Genomic DNA, 20,007 nt, shown 5'->3' with positions numbered 1-20,007 from the left:
GCTTGCGCGAGGCGCGGCTTATGGGGAGAGCGCATGATAACGGCTCTGGAAACGCTTGTCGTTCTCCTCGCGGTGGTGGCGGCCGTCGCCTTCGTCGCCTCGCGACTCGGACTCGCCTCGCCGATCCTGCTCGTCGCGGCGGGCGTGGCGATCGCGATGGCGCCGGGCGTGCCGCCGCTGGTGCTTGAGCCCGAATTCATCTTGCTCCTCGTCCTGCCGCCGGTGATCTACATTTCGGCGATCTCCATGAGCTGGCGGGAATTTCAGTTCAATCTGCAGCCGATCCTTGTGCTTGCGATCGGCTGCGTCGTCTTCACGACCATCGCCGTTTCGGCGGCGACGAATTGGTTGCTCGGCTGGCCCTGGGCGGTCGGCTTCGTGCTCGGCGCGATCGTCTCGCCGCCCGACGCCCTCGCGCCGCTCGCGATCGCGCGCCGCATGCGGCTGCCCCGGCGTATCCTCGTCATTCTGGAGGGAGAAGGCCTCGCCAATGACGCGACGGCGCTGGTTCTCTATCGTTTCGCGGTGGCGGCGGTCAGCGTCGGCTCCTTTTCGCTGGCGCAAGCGGGCGAAACCTTCACGATCATCATCGTTTCGGAGATTGTGTGGGGCGTCGGCGTCGGCTGGACGATGTTGCGGCTGCGCCGCTTCATGCGCGATCCGCGCATCGAAATCACGCTGTCGCTGATTACGCCGTTCCTCGCCTATTGGCCGCCAGAACATCTTGGCGGCTCGGGCGTCATCGCGACCGTGGCGACGGGCCTCTATATCAGCTGGAATGGACCTCGGCTGATCAGCGCCGCGACGCGTCTGCAGGGCGTCTTCTTCTGGGACTTCTTCATCTATCTGATCGAAGGCCTCGTCTTTCTCTTCACCGGCCTGCAGGCGCAGGCGCTTTTCGCACGCATCCAGAACCACTCGCTTTACGATCTGGCGGCGTCGGCGGCGCTTGTTTCGCTCGTCGTGATTGTGGCGCGCTTCGTCTGGGTTTTTCCGCACGCCTATCTGCCGCGATGGCTCATCCCGCGCGCGCGGCGCCAGCCGGCGCCGCCCTGGCAAGGGCCCTTCATCACTTCCTTCACCGGCGTGCGCGGAATCGTCTCGCTCGCCACCGCGCTGGCGATCCCGATCACGACAGCGCGCGGCGAGCCCTTTCCCTATCGCGACGCTATTTTCTTCCTCGCCTTCTGCGTCGTGATGGTCACGCTCGTCTTACAGGGCGCGATGTTGCCTTGGGTCATTCGTAAGCTCGGGGTCGCCAAAGTCGGGATGGAGGAGCGTCTGCTCGACCGAGCCGAAGAAATTCAGGCGCGCCGGCTCGCCATAGAGGCGTCAAGCGCGCGGCTGGCGGCCTTGGGCGAAGAGCGGGAAGTGCCAGAAGAAGCGACGCTATCGTTTCTCGCGCAACAGGATTATTTCCTGTCGCGCATCCGCATGAAATGCGACATCGAGGAAGAACGCCGCGCGCTGACCGAGCTGCATGACGAGATTGAATTGCAGCTCATCGCCGCCGAGCGCGACGCAATCAACTGCATGCTGCGCGAGGGCGCGCTCAAGGACGAGGCCCGCCGCCGCATTGAGCGCGAACTCGATCTGCGCGAAGCGGATGTGCTGAACCGCCGCGCCGAACGGCTGTGGTAGCAGCGGCGCGCCGCGTCATGGAAGCGGCGCTCGGGCAATGCGAAGAACCCCCTCCTTGCCCCTCCCCCGCTTCGCGGGAGAGCGTAGGGGAGGGGGCTCAAGCGTTCCCCACCGTCCGCAGCAGCGGCGCGGCCCGCCCATGCGTCGACTTGCCGTCGATGACAAGGCCTGTCGCGTCGGCCGAAACCTCGACCGTCGCGCCGTCGATGATCTCGCCGGCGAGGAGGCGTTCGGCGAGCGCATCCTGCAGTTCCTTCTGCATGACGCGCTTTAACGGCCTTGCGCCATAGGTCGGGTCGTAGCCCTTTGCCGCCAGCCAGTCGCGCGCCTTTGAGTCGAGATGCAGCGTGATCTTGCGATCTTCGAGGAGCTTCTGCAGCCGCTTGACCTGGATGTCGACGATCGCGCCCATGTCCTCGCGCCGCAGCCGATTGAACAGGATGATCTCGTCGACGCGGTTGAGGAATTCGGGGCGGAAATGCGCCCGCACCACCTGCATGACTTCATCATGCACGGCCGACGAATCCTCGCCCTCCTTCTGCATGACGAGGAATTCCGAACCGAGATTCGACGTCATGATGATTAGCGTGTTCTTGAAATCCACGGTGCGGCCCTGGCCGTCGGTGAGACGTCCGTCGTCGAGCACCTGCAACAGCACGTTGAACACGTCAGGATGCGCCTTCTCGATTTCATCGAAGAGCACCACCTGATAGGGCCGGCGGCGGACCGCTTCGGTCAAAGCGCCGCCTTCCTCATAGCCGACATAGCCGGGCGGTGCGCCGATGAGCCGCGCCACCGAATGCTTCTCCATATATTCCGACATGTCGAGACGGACCATCGCGGTCTCGTCGTCGAAGAGGAAGCTCGCCAGCGCCTTGGTCAGCTCGGTCTTGCCGACGCCGGTCGGGCCAAGGAAGATGAAACTGCCGATCGGACGGTTCGGGTCCTGCAATCCGGCGCGCGCGCGGCGCACCGCGGTCGACACCGCGACGACCGCGTCATGCTGCCCGACGACGCGCTTTGCAAGCTCGTCCTCCATATGCAGCAGCTTCTCGCGTTCGCCTTCCAGCATTTTGTCGACCGGCACGCCGGTCCAGCGCGAAACGACCTGCGCCACGTCATTGGCGGTGACCGCCTCGTCGACGAGCGTGTCGGCTTCGCCTTCAGTCTCCTTGAGTTTCTTTTCGAGGTCGGGGATCACGCCATAGGTCAGTTCGCCGGCGCGCTGATATTCGCCGCGCCGCTGCGCCTGGGCGAGATCATTGCGCGCCGCTTCAAGCTGCTCCTTGAGCTTCTGTGCGCTTCCGAGCTTGTCTTTCTCGGCCCGCCACCGCGCGGTGAGCGCCGCCGATTTCTCTTCGAGGTCGGCAAGCTCGCCTTCGAGCTTCGACAGACGGTCCTTTGAGGCGGCGTCGGTCTCCTTCTTTAAGGCTTCCTGCTCGATCTTGAGCTGGATGATGCGCCGATCGAGTTCGTCGAGCTCCTCGGGCTTCGAGTCGATCTGCATGCGCAGACGCGACGAGGCCTCGTCGATGAGGTCGATCGCCTTATCGGGAAGGAAGCGGTCGGAAATATAGCGGTTGGACAGCGTCGCCGCGGCGACGATCGCGCTGTCGGTGATGCGCACGCCGTGATGGAGTTCGTATTTCTCCTTCAACCCGCGCAGGATCGAGATCGTATCCTCGACAGTCGGCTCGTCGACGAAAACCGGCTGGAAGCGCCGCGCCAGCGCCGCGTCCTTTTCGACGTGCTTGCGATATTCGTCGAGCGTCGTCGCGCCGACGCAATGCAATTCGCCGCGCGCCAGCGCCGGTTTCAGGAGGTTGGAGGCGTCCATCGCGCCATCCGCCTTGCCGGCGCCGACGAGCGTATGCATCTCGTCGATGAACAGGATGATCTTGCCGGCGGCGGCGGTGATCTCATTGAGCACGGCTTTCAGCCGCTCCTCGAATTCGCCGCGATATTTCGCGCCGGCGATCAGCGCGCCCATGTCGAGCGCAAGCAGCTTCTTGTCCTCGAGCGACTCCGGCACGTCGCCATTGACGATGCGCAGCGCGAGTCCTTCGACGATCGCAGTCTTGCCGACGCCGGGTTCGCCGATCAGCACCGGATTGTTCTTGGTGCGGCGCGACAGCACCTGCACGGTGCGGCGGATTTCCTCGTCGCGGCCGATGACCGGATCGAGCTTGCCCTCGCGCGCCGCTTCGGTGAGGTCGCGGGCGTATTTCTTCAGCGCGTCATAGGCGTTTTCGGCGGAAGCCGAATCCGCGGTGCGGCCCTTGCGCAAATCCTCGATCGCCGCGTTCAGCGTCTGCGGCGTCACGCCCGCGTCGCGCAGAATGCGCGCGGCCTCCGAATCCTTCTCCATCGCCAGCGCCAGCAGCAGCCGCTCGACGGTGACGTATGAATCGCCCGCCTTCTGCGCGATCTTCTCGGCGTTGTCGAAAAGCCGCGCCGTCGCCGGCGCGAGATAGAGCTGGCCGGCCCCAGAGCCGGCGACTTTCGGCAGTTTGGCGAGGGCGGCTTCGGTTTTGGCCAGAGCCTCGCGCGAACGCCCGCCGGCGCGATCGATCAACCCGGCGGAGAGGCCCTGATCGTCATCGAGCAGGACTTTTAAGATATGCTCGGGGGTAAACTGCTGGTGGCCTTCCCGCGTCGCCAGCGCCTGCGCGCTCTGCACGAATCCGCGCGCGCGTTCGGTGTATTTCTCAAAGTTCATTCATCGCCCCTCTGACCATGAGGCGGCCCTTCTTCGAGCGGCGCGCCTCGCGTCCGAAATTTTAGCTTAAGGCCCCTTGCGGCGGCCCTCGTGGTCGATATGGGAAGCGGAGGCCATATGAAAAGGCCCGGTTGCGGCGCAAGCGCCGCAATTTGCCGCCGCTCCGGCAGGACGTATTGTCGCTGCCGATTTTCGCCGGAGTTCGCATGCGTCTCGCCACACTCTATCGCTATCCCGTCAAGGGCCTCTCGCCCGAGCCGCTGCAGACCGCCGATCTCGAAGCCGACGGCTATTTTCCCGGCGATCGGCTGTTTGCGCTCGAAAACGGGCCGTCAGGCTTTAGGCCCGAAGCGCCCGAGCATCAGCCCAAGATCAAATTTCTGATGCTGATGCGGAACGCCGCGCTCGCTGGTCTTAAGACGCGTTACGACGCGGCGACCGGCATATTGACGATCGATAAGGATGGCGGCGAGGTCGCGCGTGGCGATTTGCGGTCGACCGAAGGTCGCGAAGCGATCGAAGATTTCCTAGCCGGCTTTCTCAGCTCCGAAATCCGCGGCGCCGTCAGGCTTCTCGCCGCGCCGGGCGGTTTTCGCTTCACCGATTCGAAGTCGGGTTTCGTCTCGCTTGTTAACCTCGCGAGCGTTGCGGCGATCAGCGCGGCGCAGGGGGCCGCGGTCGATCCGCTGCGGTTTCGCGCCAATCTCTATGTCGAGGACATGGCCCCCTGGGCCGAGGCGGCGCTCCCTGGGCGAACGCTCGCGATCGGCGGCGCGCGGCTCGATATCCTCAAGATGACCGACCGCTGCGCGGCGACCGGGGTCGAGCCTGGAACCGGGCGGCGCGACATGGACCTCGTCCAGACGCTGCGCGCCAACTTCGGCCATATCGATTGCGGCGTCTATGCGCGGGTGACGCAGGGCGGCCGCATCGCCGCCGGCGACGCGATCAACGTCGTTTCAGCATAGCCTTAGGCGACGCCATGAAATGACTGAATCGGTTGCAGGAAACTTGGCGCGCCTGGAGGCGCGCGGTCCAAGGGCGTCGCGGGCTGGACCGCGCGCCTCCGGGCGCGCAGCATCGCGAACAAGCCGGAGCTACCCCATTTCATTCGCGGCGCCGATTTAGAACCGGTCCGGCTCAGCCGGCAGTTCGCCGACCTCCGGCGCGTCATCGTCCCGCGAGCCGCCGGCGACGTCGTCCATCGGCGGGCGCGGCCGCCGGCGACGGCGCGAGCTCAGATGATAATTCACGCCGCCCTCATGGTCGCGCGGCGCGTTTTCTCGCTCGACGAAGGGCTCGGCGCTTTCGCTCGGCGCGGGGCGGGAGGCCACTGGCGCGGTGATGAACGACGGCAGCGCGGCGCCTGCGGCGCCCTCGGCGGCGGCCTCGCCGCGCGGCTGGAAGCGACGGTCGCGGCTGCGGTCGTAGCCCTGGTGACGCGGGCGCTCGCCGCCCTCGGCGTTTCGGTCCCGGTTAAACGGCGGCCGTTCGGGCCGCTGCGGGCGCTCGGGCCGCTCAGCGCGCTGCATCTCGCCGATCGGGCGCTCCTCGAAAGGCTGAGGCTGGGGCTGCGGCGCGGCGAAATGCGGCTGCGGCGTGAAGGGCTGCTGTTGCGGCTGCGGCTGATAGGCCGGCGCCGGCAGCCTCTCCGAAAGCGGCGCGAAACGGTCGGGCAGCGCGGCGAAATCGTCGTCGTCCTCGCTGGTTTCAACTTCCGCTTCGTACTGCGGACGGGCATAGCCGTTGACCTGCTGCTGCGCCGCCGCGATCAGCCGGAAATAGTGCTCCGCATGCTGCAGCAGGCTTTCGGCCATGATCGTGTCGCCGGAAGACTGCGCGTCGCGCGCCAGCTGAAGATATTTTTCGGCGACATGCTGAGCCGTGCCGCGAATCTTCACGTCGGGGCCGTTCGACTCATAGGATCGCGTCAGCGGATTGGGCCCTTTGCGGCCGTTGCGTCCGCGCATTCTCTTGTTTTGTCCTGGTCTCATCAAACTCCCCGCAATCTCGTCGCGCTTGGCCCTTGCCCGCGCGGCCTGATCAACAACGCCGCCGCCAAATTCCTTCGCGAAAAGCCGCCAACGCCATACGACCGGGCGATAACGACCCGTGCCCGGACCGCGAGCATCAAGAGCGGCGCGCGCGAGTCGAATGTCCTCAAGTCGGCCGCATTCGGCGGCCCCGCGTAGCTCTGCGCCAATTCCCCTCAGCGCGAATTCACGACGCTAAGCGCGACGGGATGCCGTCTGCCTGCCTGGCGTGTAACGCCCGGCGACGATCGAAGTGGCCTCACTCCGGCGCGCTCATGTCGATTTCGACTTTGCTCCTGGCCGGTCGTTTCGGGCTTCCGTTCGCGAAGCGGAGCCAAAGGTCTCGAGGTTCTCTCTCGAAGTCGGCGATCGGCTGGACGTGAGATGACTATAGTGGAGGGGGCGCCCCCCAACAAGACCGCGCGCCGAGCAACGGGCCAAAAAAGGGGGTACTGTAGCCAATATGTCACGTCAGCGGGGGCGCAAACCGCGCCGCGACAATCCTTTCGTGTCCGCCGGCGTCGCGGGCGACGCGCTCGATTTGCAGCCCTTGGGCGCCCAAAAGCTCGGCGACGCTCGCAGCTTGGTCGAATCCGACCTCGAAGAGGACGAAGGCGTCTTCCGCCAGCAGCCGCGGCTGATCGCGGATAATGTCCCGATAACAGTCGAGCCCGTCGGCGCCGCCGTCGAGCGCCATCGCCGGATCATGCAGTCGCACCTCAGGGTCGAGCCCCGCGATGTCGCCGGTGCGCACATAGGGCGGATTGGAGACGACAAGGTCAAAACGCCCGCAAAGCGCCTCGGCCCAGCGGCCTTGGACCACTTCCGCGCGATCGGAGAGGCCGCAGCGGGCGAGATTGGCGGCGGTCGCCGCGCAGGCTTCCGGCGACAGATCGACGGCGAGCGCCCGGGCGGCGGGAAGCTCGCTGAGCAGCGCGCAGACGATGGCGCCCGAACCGGAGCCGAGATCGAGAATCGAGAGCGGCGCGTCGCGCTTTTCGGCGACAAGGCTCAACGCGGCTTCGATCAGCGTTTCGGTGTCCGGCCGCGGATCGAGCACGCCGGGCGCGACGATAAGATCGAGCGTCCAGAATCCGCGCTCGCCCAGAATGCGCGACAGGGGTTCGCGGGCGATTCGCCGCGCCAGATAGTCGGCAAGGATGCGCGATTCATCTTCCGTCAGAGGCGCGCGCGGCGCGAGCGCGAGTTCGAGCCGCGTCAGCGCCGCGGCGCCGCGCAGCAGCGCGCGGGCCTCGTCCTGCGGATGCGCGACGCCGGCGGCCTCGAGATCGTCCGCGACCATCGCGATCGCCTCGATTCGCGTCGGGAGCGGCTCGCCGTTCGTAGCCGCCTTGTTCCCAACGCCTGACGTCATGTCCTATCCCTTATTGGCGAGAAGCGCCGCCAGCCGCTTAGCGAAAGCCGCCGCATCGACCGGATGCTCGCCGTCCGCGACGCGTGCGAGGTCGAAAAGAAGGAGCTGATCGTCGCGGGTCGCCTCGCGCCCCTTCTCGCGCAGGGCGCCGGCGAGTGCGATGATCGCCTCATGTCTCGGGTTGACCTCCAAAACCGGCTTTCCAAAGGCCGCTTCCTGACCATGTTCGGCCAGAAGCCGGGACAATTGGCGATCGAAGCCGGCGTCGGGCGCGACGAGGCAGACGGCGCTGTCGGTGAGCCGGGTCGAGGCGCGCACGTCGTCGACATAGTCGCCGAGCGTTTCCTTGAGCGCCGAAAGCAGATCGGCGACGTCGGCCGGCGCCGCGCTCTCAGTTTTGGCGTCGTCGACGAGTGCGATCGCGTCGATGTCCGCCTGACCCTGGGTCACGGACTTGAACGGCTTGCCGTCGAAGCCCAGCGCGCTCGTCACCCAGAAGGCGTCGACGGGGTCGTCGAGCAGCAGCACCTCGACGCCTCTGGCGCGGAAGCCTTCGAGCTGCGGGCTGGCGCGCAGCCGCTTCATATCGTCGCCGACGAGATAATAGATCGCGGTCTGATTCTCCCTCAGATCGGCGACGTATTCCTTGAGCGTGCGGGTCTTTTCCTCTGATTTGGTCGAGGCGAAACGGGCGATTTCGAACAAAGCGTCGCGGCGGCTCGGGTCTTCATGCAGGCCTTCCTTCAGCACGGCGCCGAAGTTCTTCCATACTTCCGCGAATTTCTCGGGCTCGGCGTCGGCGAGCTTTTTCAGCTCCTGCAACATGCGCGTTGCGATCGCCTTGCCGATCGCGCCGACGGCCGGGCTCTTCTGCACCATCTCGCGCGAGACATTGAGCGGAATGTCGGCGCTGTCGACCACGATCCGCGCGAATCGCAGCCATGCCGGCAGCATCGCCATGTCCCGCGAGATCAGCACACGGCGCACGTAAAGCTTGGATTTGCTGCTTCGCGCCGGGTCGAAAAGGTCAAAGGGCCGCGAGCCCGGAATGAAGGCGAGCACCGTATATTCGGTGCGCCCTTCGGCGCGCCAATGAGCGATCAGCGCCGGCTCATCCAATTGACCGGACAATTGCCGGTAGAAATCGACATATTGCTCCTGCGTGATCTCGGATTTGGGCTTCGTCCACAGGGCGACGCCTTCGGCGATTCGTCGCGGCTCTTCGCCCGGCGCGGCGACGAGGTCGATCGGCGCGGCGATCGCGCCCGAATGTTCGCGCACGACGCTTTCGACGCGCCAGCCGTCGAGAAATTCGTCGCTCTCTTCGTTGAGATGCAAGGTGACGCGCGCGCCGACCGGCGGCGCGTCTTCGAGCGGCAGCGGCGCGATCTGATAGGAGCCCTTGCCCTGCGAACTCCACAGCCAGGCCTGATCCTCGCCGGCGCGCCGGGTCGCGACCTCGACGCGGTCGGCGACCATGAAGGCGGAATAAAAGCCGACGCCGAACTGGCCAATGAAGCCGTCGTCCTTTTCCTTGCCGAGCTTGTCGAGAAAGGCGCGGGTTCCGGAATTGGCGATGGTGCCGAGCGCGCTGATCAGCTCCTCGCGCGACATGCCGACGCCATTGTCGGCGACGGTCAGCGTGCGCTTGTCCTTGTCGAGCGAGATCGTGACCAGCGGCGCGCCGGCCTGGGCGGCGAGCTTTTCGTCCGAAAGCGCCTCATAGCGCAGCTTTTCGCAGGCGTCGGCGGCGTTCGAGACAAGCTCGCGCAAAAACACGTCGCGCTCCGAATAGACGGAATGCGTCATCAGTTCGAGGAGCCGCGAAACATCGGCCTCGAAGCCGAAATCGGCGGCCTGCGGATCGGCGGCTGGGGCCGCGCTTTCGACGGAAGCGGCGTCGTCGGTCATGTTCTCTCCAATGAAAAGCAAAAGGGAATCAGCGTCGCGGTCGGCGCGACGGCGCATCTTGAGTTCGTCATTGTCGGGAATTTTGCAAGGGCGCCATTGGGCGCGCTGGAGCGCGCCTCATTTCCCCCGGACGCGCATGGCCGAGGCCAAAAGTAGACGAGCCGGCGCGGGAGCGAGACTCCCGGCCGACTCGACCATCGCCACGACCTCTATATCTCGGAACCGCGCGCTTTCGGGGGGCTGGGGGGCTGACGAAACCGAAAACGCGAGGCCCCGAGCTGTCGAGGCAATGAATTTCATTTTGGGCGGCGCGTTTGTCTGGCAAGGGGCGCCATGTCGGCGAAAGTATGATTATTGCAGGCTAAATCTTATCCGGTTGCAGGACTGCGAAGATTTTCGTCGCAAACTCGTCATTAAGTCTTGCCCGCCGGATGCGCGCTTGCCAACATGGCGGCAAGACAGTGAGGAGAGCGTCACGCATGGCGGAGTCGGAGACGACGGAGCCCAGCCGCGCCCGGCCCGCGCTTTTCGTCGTGAACGGCGTTTCGCCGGACGCGGCGCCAGGGGCGCGGGGAGATCGCGGCGCGGCGGTTTCATTCAGCCGGCCGGAACTCAACGTCATCTTCAATCTTTACGGAGCGAAGGTCGCGCAGGGCGAATGGCGCGACTATGCGATCGACTTCACGCCGGCCAAGGCGGTGTTTTCGATTTTCCGCCGTGCGAGCGAGGCGCCGCTCTATCGAATCGAAAAAAATCCCGCGCAGGCGCGCCGGCAGGGGGCTTTTTCCGTCATCGCCGCGACGGGCCTGGTGCTGAGGCGCGGCCATGATCTTTCGCGGGTGGTGCGGGTTCTGGAGCCGGCGCTGCGGCTCGTCGGGGCGGAGTAGGGTTAGAAGCGGTCGGCGCGATAGGGCGTCGGGTCGATGAAGGGCTCCTCGCCGGTCATCATTTCCGCGAGGAGGCGACCGGAGACGGGGCCGAGCGTCAGCCCGTGATGGGCATGGCCGAAATCGAACCACAGGCCTTCATGGCGCGGGGCTGGGCCGACGATCGGCAGCATGTCCGGCAGACAGGGCCGCGCGCCGCGCCAGGGCTCCGGATCGAGCCGTTCGGCGAGCGGAAACAGCCGGCGAGCGGCGGGTTCGCATAATTCGATCTGCACGGGCGTCGGCGGCGCGTCGCGGCGCGCGAATTCGGCGCCGCTGGTCAGCCTGATGCCCCGGCGCATCGGCGCGAGGAGATAGCCGACGTCGGCGTCTAGGATCGTATGATTGAGCTTCGCCCCGTCCTTCGCGGCGTAATGCATGTGATAGCCGCGCTTCCAGCCAAGCGGGATGCGATAGCCGAGCGGGCCGTAGATGGCGTCCGACCAGGGGCCGAGCGCTGCCACCGCCGCGCCGGCGATGAGCGGACCCTCCGCCGTCGCCACGCGCCAGCGCCCATTTGTCTCCTGCGACAGGCTGCAGGCCTCGCCGGCGATGAATTGGCCGCCGCGTGAAACAAAGAGGTCGGCGTAAGCTTTCGAGAGCGCCGCCGGATCGACGATTCCAGCCGTGTCGCGATAATGGACGCCGCCGGCGATCGGCTCGAAATCTGGCTCCAGCGCCGCGACCCCGGCCGAATCGAGCGAGTCGATGTGTAAGCCATAGCCGCGCAGCCGCTCGGCGTCGGCAAATCCGGCCGCGAGGGTCGCCTCGCTGCGAAAGAGCTTGATCCAGCCGTTTCTGCGCAGGAGTTCGCCCGCGCCGGCCTGCTGGATCAGCGCCTCATGTTCGCTGAGGCTGTTTTCGATCAGCGGGCGCCGCGCCTCGATATTTTGCTCGACGCGCTCGGGCGCGCTGGCGCGCCAATAGCGCAAGAGCCACGGCGCCACCGCCGGCAGGGCCGAGAGATGGTAATAGGATTCGGGGAGAAGATTCAGCGCATATTTGACCAGCCGCGCCGGATCTCGCGGGAAAAGATAGGGGATGAGCGAGGAGCGTTCGATCAGCCCGGCGTTGCCGAAGCTCGTCTCCTGACCTACGGCGCCGGCGCGATCGATCAGCGCGACTTCCCGGCCGCGCGCCTGCAGATGCAGCGCGGCGCTCACGCCGACGACGCCGGCGCCAAGAACGACGACATCCGTCGACTTCATGAATCCTCCAGGGTCGTCGGCTCATATATGGACTTTGATGCAATGCGCATGCTAGGCGCCTGTTTCATTCCATAGAATTTCAAGGCGCCTGATGATCCCCCGCTACTCCAGACCCGAAATGACGGTCATTTGGGAGCCGCAGACGCGGTTTCGCATCTGGTTCGAGATCGAAGCCTATGCCTGCGACGCTCTCGCCGAGATCGGCGTCATCCCGCGAGAAAGCGCCAAGGCGATCTGGGACAAGGCGGATTTTGTCACTTTTGATGTCGCGCGGATCGACGAGATCGAACGCGTCACCAAACATGACGTGATCGCCTTTCTCACTCATCTCGGCGAATTCATCGGCGCCGACTCGCGCTTCGTTCATCAGGGCATGACGTCGTCCGACGTGCTCGACACCTGTCTCGCCGTGCAATTGTCGCGCGCTGCGGATTTGTTGATCGCCGATGTCGACGCGCTGCTCGCCGCGCTCAAGAGGCGCGCCTTTGAGCATAAATACACGCCGACGATCGGCCGCTCGCATGGCATTCACGCCGAGCCGACGACCTTCGGGCTGAAACTCGCCCAGGCCTATGCCGAATTTGCGCGGGCGCGCGCGCGGCTCGTCGAGGCGCGCAGGGAAATTTCGACCTGCGCGATTTCCGGCGCCGTCGGCACCTTCGCCAATATCGATCCGCGCGTCGAGGAATATGTCGCGCATAAGATGGGCCTGACCGTCGAGCCGATTTCAACCCAGGTCATTCCGCGCGACCGCCATGCGGCCTATTTCGCGACGCTCGCCGTGGTGGCGTCGTCGGTCGAACGGCTGGCGATCGAAATCCGTCATCTTCAGCGCACCGAGGTGCTGGAGGCGGAGGAGTTTTTTTCTGCGGGGCAGAAGGGCTCTTCCGCCATGCCGCATAAGCGCAATCCGGTGCTGACCGAAAATCTGACCGGCCTCGCGCGGCTCGTGCGCGGCATGGCGATTCCGGCGATGGAGAATGTCGCGCTCTGGCACGAGCGCGATATTTCACATTCTTCGGTCGAGCGCATGATCGGGCCCGACGCGACGGTGACGCTGGATTTCGCGCTCGCGCGCCTGACCGGCGTGATCGAAAATCTCGTCGTCTATCCGGACAATATGCGCAGGAATTTAGAAAAGCTCGGCGGACTCATCCATTCGCAGCGCGTTCTTCTGGCGCTCACGCAGAAGGACGTCTCGCGCGAAGACGCCTATGTGATGGTCCAGCGAAACGCCATGCCGGTCTGGCGCGGCGAAGGCGATTTCCGCACGCTGCTTGGCGCGGACAAGGACGTGAGCGCGAAACTTTCGCCGCAGGAGCTCGACGAACTCTTCGACCTCTCGTACCACTTCAAACATGTGGATACGATTTTTGCGCGCGTTTTCCGCGAGACCTGACGTTTCCCTCGATCTCCAAAAACCCAAGCTGCAATTCTCTCGCGAAGGCAATCAGCGCGCCGGTGAAAAGGATCATCGCGACAGCGAAGAGGAAGCCTGCGCCATATTCGTGACGCACGTGCAGAAAGGCCGCGCCGAATCCGAGAATGACGAGGACGCTCGTCGCGATGCAACTTCCGACGCCCCAATAGATGGCGCGATGTATCAGCTTCGCGCGCATCCTGAGGACTGGCAGTTCGGCCTTGAGATTCGGCTGCGCCTGATTGTCCTGCGCGTCGATCTCTCTTGAACGGTCGACGATGCGGTCGAGCCGCGAGATAAGCACGTCCAAAAGCTGCGCCTCGGCCGCAAGCAGAAAGGCGGGGCCGGTGACCTGCGAGATCACCGTGGAAAGCTGTTCGATCGAAGGCGAATAATACATCGTCAGCGCCGGCCTGTTGGAGCGATCCAGTTCTGCGGCGCTTATACCGCAAGTCGCGAGACGGGCGCCTGGCATTTTTGCGCCGGCGCCGCGCCGCTGGTCCGGTGCGTTCCGCCTGGTATGTCTCTTCCAAACTCCCCCGCAAAGCCTTAAACAGCGGGCCATGATCTGGCTTACCTTCGCTTTGCTGACCGGCGCCGCGGTCATGGCGGTGCTGGCGCCGCTCGCCATGCGGGGCGGGGCGCAGAATGACAGCGCCGCAGACATCGCCTTTTTCGAGCAGCAGATCGCCGAGATCGAGCGCGAGCGCGCCGAAGGCCGGCTCGACGCATCTGACGCCGAAACCGCCAAGACCGAGGTGGCGCGCCGCCTGCTGCGCGCCGAAGCCGCGCCGAAGGCCAAGGCCGCGGCGTCGCGCAAATTGGCGCTCGCCGCCGCGCTCGCCGCCATCGTCGCGATACCGGCGGTCGCGCTGTCGCTCTATGCGAAACTCGGCCATTCCGACCTGCCTGACATGCCGCTGACGGCGCGGCTCGACTCCGCGCCTGAAGGGCGCGATCTCGCCGGCGCCGTGGCGCGTATTGAACAGCATTTGCGCCAGCATCCCGAAGACGGCCGTGGCTTCGAAGTCGTCGCGCCTTATTATCTGCGCACCGGCCGCGGCGAAGAGGCGATCCACGCCTATTCGGAAGCGCTGCGGCTTCTGGGCTCGAGCGCGGCGCGGCGCGCAGCGCTCGGCGAAGCGCGCGTCGTCGTCGCGCGCGGCGTGGTGACGCCGGAAGCGAAGGCGGATTTCGATGCGGCGCTGGCGCTCAATCCGTCAGAGCCCGAGGCGCAATATTATCTTGGCGTCGCCGCGGCGCAGGCGGGCGACAACGAAAAAGCGATCGAAATCTTTTCCAAAATGGTCGCTGACGCGCCACCCGGCGCCGCTTATCTCAAGGCGGTGAACGCGCAGCTCGCGATGTTGCGCGGCGAGGAAAGCCCGCCGGTCGCCGCGAGCGGTCCGTCGAGCGAACAGGGCAAGGCGATCGCGGCGATGCCCGCCGACCAGCGCCAGGCGATGATCCGCGGCATGGTGGATCGTCTCGCGTCGCGGCTTGAAGCCCAGGGCGACGATGTCGAAGGATGGCTGAAGCTCATTCGCGCCTATAGCGTCCTCGCCGAGACCGAAAAGGCGAAGAAGGCGGTGAGCGACGCGCGACAGGCGCTGGCGCGCAAGCAGGACGACGTCGCGCGCATCGACGCGCTGGCGAAGGAATTGAATATCGGCGGCTAGAGCGAAGTTTCGCCTCTATGGGAGCGTTCTGAACAAGATGACGCGCAAGGGCAAGCGACTGACTTTAATTGCTGGAGCGATGGCGGTTCTCGGCCTCGCCGCTGGGCTGATGCTGTTCGCGCTTCGCGACAATATCGTCTTCTTCTACACACCGTCGGAGCTTGCGAAGAAACAGGTCGCCGCCGGCGCGCGGCTGCGCATCGGCGGGCTGGTGAAGGAAGGCTCAGTCGTCAAGAATGGCCAAGACGTGAACTTCACCATCACCGACAAGACCAGCGATCTTGCGGTGTCCTACACCGGCCTGCTGCCGGATCTTTTCCGCGAGGGGCAGGGCGTCGTCGCCGACGGCGTGCTGCAGCAAGGCGGCGGCTTTCGCGCCGACAGCGTGCTGGCGAAACACGACGAACGCTACATGCCGCGTGACGTCGCCGACGCTCTGAAGAAGCAGGGCGTCTGGCAGGGAGAGAAGAGGTGAGCAATATTCGCGCGCGAAATCCCTCTCTCGCAAGCGGGAGAGGGTGGCCCCGCGAAGCGGGGTCGGGTGAGCGCGCCGCGATCGCCCGATCGGCCCTCATCCGTCACGCCTTCGGCGCGACACCTTCTCCCGCAAGCGGGAGAAGGGGGAGACAGCTGCATGATCGTTGAAACCGGACATTACGCGCTCGTTCTCGCCCTCGCTTTGGCGCTGGCGCAATTCGCCATTCCCTTCATCGGCGCGCGCTTAAACGACGCGGCGCTGATGCGCGTCGCGCGTCCGGCGGCGATCACGCAATTTCTGTTCGTCGCGCTCTCTTACGGCGCGCTCACTTACGCGCATGTCGTCTCCGATTTCTCTCTCGTCAACGTCATCGAGAATTCGCATTCCTTAAAACCCTTCATCTATAAAATCTCCGGCGTATGGGGGAACCACGAAGGCTCGATGCTGTTGTGGGTGCTGGTCCTCTCGCTCTGCGGCGCGCTGATCGCGATTTTCTCGAATGCCATGTCCGACAGGCTGCGTTCCGATGCGCTCGCCGTGCAGGGCCTGCTCGGCGCCGCCTTTCTTCTGTTCATCCTGCTCACCTCTAATCCCTTCGCGCGCGTCGCGCCGGCGCCATGGGAAGGCCGCGATCTCAATCCGATCCTGCAGGATCCCGGCCTCGCGATCCATCCGCCGCTGCTCTATCTCGGCTATGTCGGCTTTTCGATCGTGTTCTCCTTCGCCGCCGCCGCGCTGATCGGCGGACGCATCGACGCCGGCTGGGCGAGAGTCATTCGGCCCTGGACGCTCTTCGCCTGGATCGCGCTGACGCTCGGCATCGCGATGGGGTCCTATTGGGCCTATTACACGCTCGGCTGGGGCGGCTTCTGGTTCTGGGACCCGGTCGAGAACGCCTCGCTGATGCCCTGGATCGCCGGCACGGCGCTGGTGCACAGCGCCGCGGTGATGGAAAAGCGCGAGGCGCTCAAGGTCTGGACGATTTTTCTGGCGATCCTCGCCTTTTCGCTGTCGCTGCTCGGCACTTTCCTGGTGCGCTCCGGCGTGCTCACCTCGGTGCACGCCTTCGCCAGCGATCCGGATCGCGGCGTGTTCATCCTCGCCATTCTCGTCTTCTTCATCGGCGGCGCGCTGGCGCTGTTTGCGCTGCGCGCCGGGGCGCTGCCCATCGGCGGATTGTTTTCGCCGATTTCGCGCGAAGGCGCGCTGGTTCTCAATAATCTGCTGCTGTCGGCGTGCTGCGCCACCGTCGTCGTCGGCACGCTCTATCCGCTGGCGCTCGAAGCGATCACCGGCGAAAAGATTTCGGTCGGCGCGCCTTTCTTCAACACTGTGTTGATGCCCATCGCGCTGCCGCTCGCTTTATTGATGCCGATCGGCCAGATGCTGTCCTGGAAACGCGGCGATCTTGCCGCCGCCCTGCAGCGGCTGCGCGTCGCCTTCGTCGTCGGCGTTCTGGCGGCGGCGGTTTTCGGCGCCTGGTATGGAACGCCTTTTCTGTCGATCATTACCGCCGGAATTGCGATCTATCTCGTCGTCGGCGGTTTGAGCGATCTCGCCATACGCGCTCGTGGACGCGCCGGACGCGTAAGCCTTAAGCGCCTCGCCGGCCTGCCGCTTTCGGCCTTCGGTACATCGATCGCCCATGCCGGCATGGGGCTGACGCTGCTCGGCCTCGCCGCCACCGGCTGGGGCGTCGAGAGCATCGTGGCGATGAAGCCCTTGAGCTTCTATGACGTCGGTCCCTACCAGATCGGCATCGAATCCGTCTCGCCGCGGCAGGGACCAAACTATTCGGAAGTCTATGCGGTGATGGCGGTGCGCAAGGACGGCGCGACGCTCGCGACGATCGAGCCGGCGAAGCGCTTCTATCAGGCGCGGCGCATGTCGCGCTCCGAGGCCGGCATCGTCACCATCGGGCTGGGGCAGGTCTATGCGGCGATCGGCGAGTCGCATGAGGACGGAACGATCGACGCGCGGCTTTACTGGAAACCGCTGGTGACTCTGATCTGGATCGGCGCGCTGGTCATGGCTTTCGGCGGCGCGCTGTCGCTCGCCGATCGCCGCCTGCGCATCGGCGTCGCCCGCCGCGCTCCCGCCCCGGCGCTGGAGCCGGCGGAATGAGCGGCGGAGCCCCCTCCCTGTCCCTCCCCCGCTGGCGCGGGAGAGGGGACCCTAACGATCGGCATTTGCGCGTTTCGCGGGGATCGCCGAATCGGACTCCCTCTCCCGCGAAGCGGGGGAGGGCTGGGGTGGGGGCCTTATTCGCTTTGCTCCTCCTCCCGCTCACCGCCCATGCCGTCACGCCCGGGGAAATGCTCGCCGATCCGGCGCTCGAAGCCCGGGCGCGGGAGATCACTAAGGAGCTGCGCTGCCTCGTCTGCCAGAACCAGTCGATCGATGATTCAGACGCTTCGCTCGCCCAGGATTTGCGCGTGCTGGTGCGCGAGAAACTCCAGGAGGGGATGAGCGATGCGCAGGTGCGCGACTATGTGCATTCCCGATACGGCGATTTCGTGCTGCTGCGCCCGCCGATGAAGCCCGGCACGCTGCTCTTATGGAGCGCGCCGGCGATCGCGCTGCTCGCCGGCGCCGCCGCCGTCTGGATGGCGGTCCGACGCAATCGCGGCGCGCCGTCGCTGGCGGCGAATTTGACCGGCGAGGAAAAGGCGCGACTGGAAAAATTAGGCGTGACTGGTCTTAGCGATTCGGAACCGAGCGAATAGCGTCGAGCGTCATCCGAGAGTTGCACGAAAAGGTTAGACGGGCTGTGTCCATCAGGAGCGGTCCATGACATCTCTTGCCTCCGGCGTCGACCTTACGGCTGGCCACGATCCCCACAGCCCCAAGCCCAAACTCGATCGTTCCTTCGACATTCGCGGCCTGCTTGTTTTTCTCGCCGTGATGGCTTGCGGCCTCGGCTTCACCGCCTTCAGCATCTGGAGCGATCTGCGCGACTCCGGCGCGCCGGTGACGACCTATCTGCCCTTCGTCCTGCTCGGCGTCGCGCTGCTGATCGCGCTCGGCTTCGAATTCGTCAACGGTTTCCACGACACGGCGAACGCCGTCGCGACCGTGATCTATACGCATTCGCTGCCGGCGACCGTCGCGGTCGTCTGGTCCGGCGTTTGGAATTTCCTCGGCGTCATGGCGTCGACCGGCGCGGTCGCTTTCGGCATCGTGTCGCTGCTCCCGGTCGAACTCATTCTGCAGGTCGGCTCGAGCGCCGGCTTTGCGATGGTGTTCGCTCTGCTCATCGCCGCCATCGTCTGGAATCTCGGCACCTGGTGGCTTGGCCTGCCGGCCTCGAGTTCGCATACGCTTATCGGCTCGATCATCGGCGTCGGCGTCGCCAATGCGCTCTTACGCGGTCGCGACGGCACGTCGGGCGTCGATTGGGCCAAGGCGGTGGAGATTGGCTATTCGCTGCTGTTCTCGCCGATCGTCGGCTTTGTCGCGGCGGCGCTCTTACTGCTCACCATGAAAGTGCTCGTGCGCAATCCAGCGCTTTATCAGGAGCCCAAGGGCCAGAATCCGCCGCCCTGGTGGATTCGCGGCCTGCTGATCCTCACCTGCACCGGCGTCTCCTTCGCGCATGGCTCGAATGACGGCCAGAAGGGCATGGGCCTCATCATGCTGATCCTGATCGGCACGGTGCCGACCGCCTATGCGCTCAACCGCGCGCTGCCGGCAAGTCATATCGCGGCGTTCACCAGCGCGTCGGAAGCAGCTTCAAAAATCGTCGAAGGGAAGGCTGAGGGCTATCGCGTTCTCGGCGATCCGCGCCCGGCGGTGACGCAATATATTTCGCGTCACGAGCTGAGCGAAGGCACATTTCCCTCGCTCGCCGTGCTGATGCGCGACATCGCCCACGAAATCGAATCCTACGGCTCGATATCGAAAATTCCCTTCGCAGCCGTCGGCAATACCCGCAACGACATTTATCTCGTTTCCGAGGCGCTCCGCTCCATCGTCAAGGATCGGGACGCTGAACTGACCGACGGCGACAAGAAGGTTCTGAAAAATTACAAGGATGAGATCGATCGGGCGACGAAATTCATTCCGACCTGGGTCAAGATCGCGGTGGCGATCGCGCTCGGCCTCGGGACGATGATCGGCTGGAAGCGGATTGTCGTGACCGTCGGCGAAAAGATCGGCAAGCAGCATCTGACCTATGGTCAGGGCGCTTCCGCCGAACTCGTCGCGATGAGCACGATTGCGGTCGCCGACGCCTATGGCCTGCCGGTCTCGACGACGCACGTGCTGTCCTCGGGCGTCGCCGGAACGATGGCGGCCAATGGCTCCGGCGTGCAGATGGGCACGATCCGCAATTTGCTGATGGCCTGGGTGCTGACGCTGCCCTGCGCCATCCTCCTCTCGGGCGGACTTTATTTCGTGCTGAGCCATATTTTGAAGTTCGGCTGAGGCGGCGACGCAGGGACGTCGCCGCCCTTTGGTCGGGCCCGCCCGCCAAAGCGCATTATGGGAATCGATTCATCAATGCGCTGTAATTTCTTGAATTGACGTATTTTCTGGGCCAAGCCGGCATTGGCGTCGGCGGAAAATGCTCTACCCAAGCCGCGCCGCCTGCAATATAGGGACGGGAGAGTTTCCGGC

General features: G+C 65.0%; 15 protein-coding genes. 9 read left to right on the top strand and 6 right to left on the bottom strand.

Annotated features, from left to right (window positions below; genetic code table 11):
• Nucleotides 1–33: 33 nt before the first annotated feature.
• Nucleotides 34–1,641 carry a Na+/H+ antiporter gene (locus U1E20_RS07480; protein ID WP_409979967.1) on the top strand — a complete coding sequence of 536 codons (1,608 nt, stop codon included), beginning with the start codon at nucleotides 34–36 and terminating at the stop codon, nucleotides 1,639–1,641.
• 97 nt (nucleotides 1,642–1,738) lie between these two features.
• Here the strand turns inward: U1E20_RS07480 and clpB are convergent, their stop codons facing one another.
• A complete protein-coding gene (gene clpB / locus U1E20_RS07475; RefSeq protein ID WP_409979966.1) occupies nucleotides 1,739–4,360 on the bottom strand; it encodes an ATP-dependent chaperone ClpB in 2,622 nt (873 codons plus the stop codon).
• Nucleotides 4,361–4,566: 206 nt separating this feature from the next.
• Here clpB and U1E20_RS07470 point away from each other — a divergent pair, with 206 nt between their 5' ends.
• Nucleotides 4,567–5,328 carry an MOSC domain-containing protein gene (locus tag U1E20_RS07470; RefSeq protein ID WP_409979965.1) on the top strand — a complete coding sequence of 254 codons (762 nt, stop codon included), beginning with the start codon at nucleotides 4,567–4,569 and terminating at the stop codon, nucleotides 5,326–5,328.
• Nucleotides 5,329–5,484: 156 nt separating this feature from the next.
• Here U1E20_RS07470 and U1E20_RS07465 read toward each other — a convergent pair whose 3' ends face one another.
• The 3 genes from U1E20_RS07465 to htpG all read right to left on the bottom strand — a co-directional run bounded on the left by U1E20_RS07465 (nucleotide 5,485) and on the right by htpG (nucleotide 9,679).
• On the bottom strand, nucleotides 5,485–6,330 hold the full coding sequence (locus U1E20_RS07465; RefSeq protein ID WP_409979964.1) for a DUF4167 domain-containing protein: 846 nt from the start codon (nucleotides 6,328–6,330) through the stop codon (nucleotides 5,485–5,487).
• A gap of 529 nt (nucleotides 6,331–6,859) precedes the next feature.
• The gene (gene prmC, locus U1E20_RS07460) at nucleotides 6,860–7,768 is read right to left on the bottom strand and encodes a peptide chain release factor N(5)-glutamine methyltransferase (RefSeq protein WP_409979963.1); all 909 of its coding nucleotides are present in this window, start codon (nucleotides 7,766–7,768) and stop codon (nucleotides 6,860–6,862) included.
• A 3-nt stretch (nucleotides 7,769–7,771) separates the two neighbouring features.
• Nucleotides 7,772–9,679, bottom strand: a complete 1,908-nt coding sequence (gene htpG / locus U1E20_RS07455; protein WP_409979962.1) for a molecular chaperone HtpG — start codon at nucleotides 9,677–9,679, stop codon at nucleotides 7,772–7,774.
• A 479-nt stretch (nucleotides 9,680–10,158) separates the two neighbouring features.
• Between htpG and U1E20_RS07450 the strand changes: the two genes are divergently transcribed.
• Complete coding sequence (locus U1E20_RS07450) at nucleotides 10,159–10,566, top strand: DUF2794 domain-containing protein (RefSeq protein WP_409979961.1); 408 nt, start codon at nucleotides 10,159–10,161, stop codon at nucleotides 10,564–10,566.
• A 2-nt stretch (nucleotides 10,567–10,568) separates the two neighbouring features.
• Here U1E20_RS07450 and U1E20_RS07445 read toward each other — a convergent pair whose 3' ends face one another.
• Nucleotides 10,569–11,813, bottom strand: a complete 1,245-nt coding sequence (locus tag U1E20_RS07445; RefSeq protein WP_409979960.1) for an NAD(P)/FAD-dependent oxidoreductase — start codon at nucleotides 11,811–11,813, stop codon at nucleotides 10,569–10,571.
• Between the two features lie 91 nt (nucleotides 11,814–11,904).
• On the opposite strand from U1E20_RS07445, the gene purB reads away from it, so the two are divergent.
• Nucleotides 11,905–13,212 (top strand): adenylosuccinate lyase, encoded by a 1,308-nt coding sequence (purB, locus tag U1E20_RS07440; protein WP_409979959.1) that lies wholly within the window; start codon nucleotides 11,905–11,907, stop codon nucleotides 13,210–13,212.
• Here the strand turns inward: purB and U1E20_RS07435 are convergent.
• Entirely contained in the window at nucleotides 13,166–13,633 is a 468-nt protein-coding gene (locus tag U1E20_RS07435) for a DUF2721 domain-containing protein (protein WP_409979958.1), read from the bottom strand. The genes purB and U1E20_RS07435 overlap by 47 nt on opposite strands.
• Nucleotides 13,634–13,796: 163 nt before the next feature.
• Between U1E20_RS07435 and ccmI the strand changes: the two genes are divergently transcribed.
• From ccmI to U1E20_RS07410, 5 genes are all read left to right on the top strand, one after another.
• Entirely contained in the window at nucleotides 13,797–14,912 is a 1,116-nt protein-coding gene (gene ccmI, locus U1E20_RS07430) for a c-type cytochrome biogenesis protein CcmI (protein WP_409979957.1), read from the top strand.
• A gap of 37 nt (nucleotides 14,913–14,949) precedes the next feature.
• The gene (ccmE, locus tag U1E20_RS07425) at nucleotides 14,950–15,387 is read left to right on the top strand and encodes a cytochrome c maturation protein CcmE (RefSeq protein WP_409979956.1); all 438 of its coding nucleotides are present in this window, start codon (nucleotides 14,950–14,952) and stop codon (nucleotides 15,385–15,387) included.
• A gap of 159 nt (nucleotides 15,388–15,546) precedes the next feature.
• Complete coding sequence (locus U1E20_RS07420; protein ID WP_409979955.1) at nucleotides 15,547–17,514, top strand: heme lyase CcmF/NrfE family subunit; 1,968 nt, start codon at nucleotides 15,547–15,549, stop codon at nucleotides 17,512–17,514.
• A 128-nt stretch (nucleotides 17,515–17,642) separates the two neighbouring features.
• Nucleotides 17,643–18,116 carry a cytochrome c-type biogenesis protein gene (locus tag U1E20_RS07415; RefSeq protein ID WP_409979954.1) on the top strand — a complete coding sequence of 158 codons (474 nt, stop codon included), beginning with the start codon at nucleotides 17,643–17,645 and terminating at the stop codon, nucleotides 18,114–18,116.
• Between the two features lie 64 nt (nucleotides 18,117–18,180).
• Nucleotides 18,181–19,815: an inorganic phosphate transporter gene (locus U1E20_RS07410; RefSeq protein WP_409979953.1), complete on the top strand. Its 1,635-nt coding sequence runs from the start codon at nucleotides 18,181–18,183 to the stop codon at nucleotides 19,813–19,815.
• Nucleotides 19,816–20,007: the final 192 nt, after the last annotated feature.

It is taken from the genome of Methylocystis sp. (assembly GCF_046349115.1).
GTDB lineage: Bacteria > Pseudomonadota > Alphaproteobacteria > Rhizobiales > Beijerinckiaceae > Methylocystis.
This window is presented reverse-complemented; position numbering and strand designations above follow the sequence as displayed.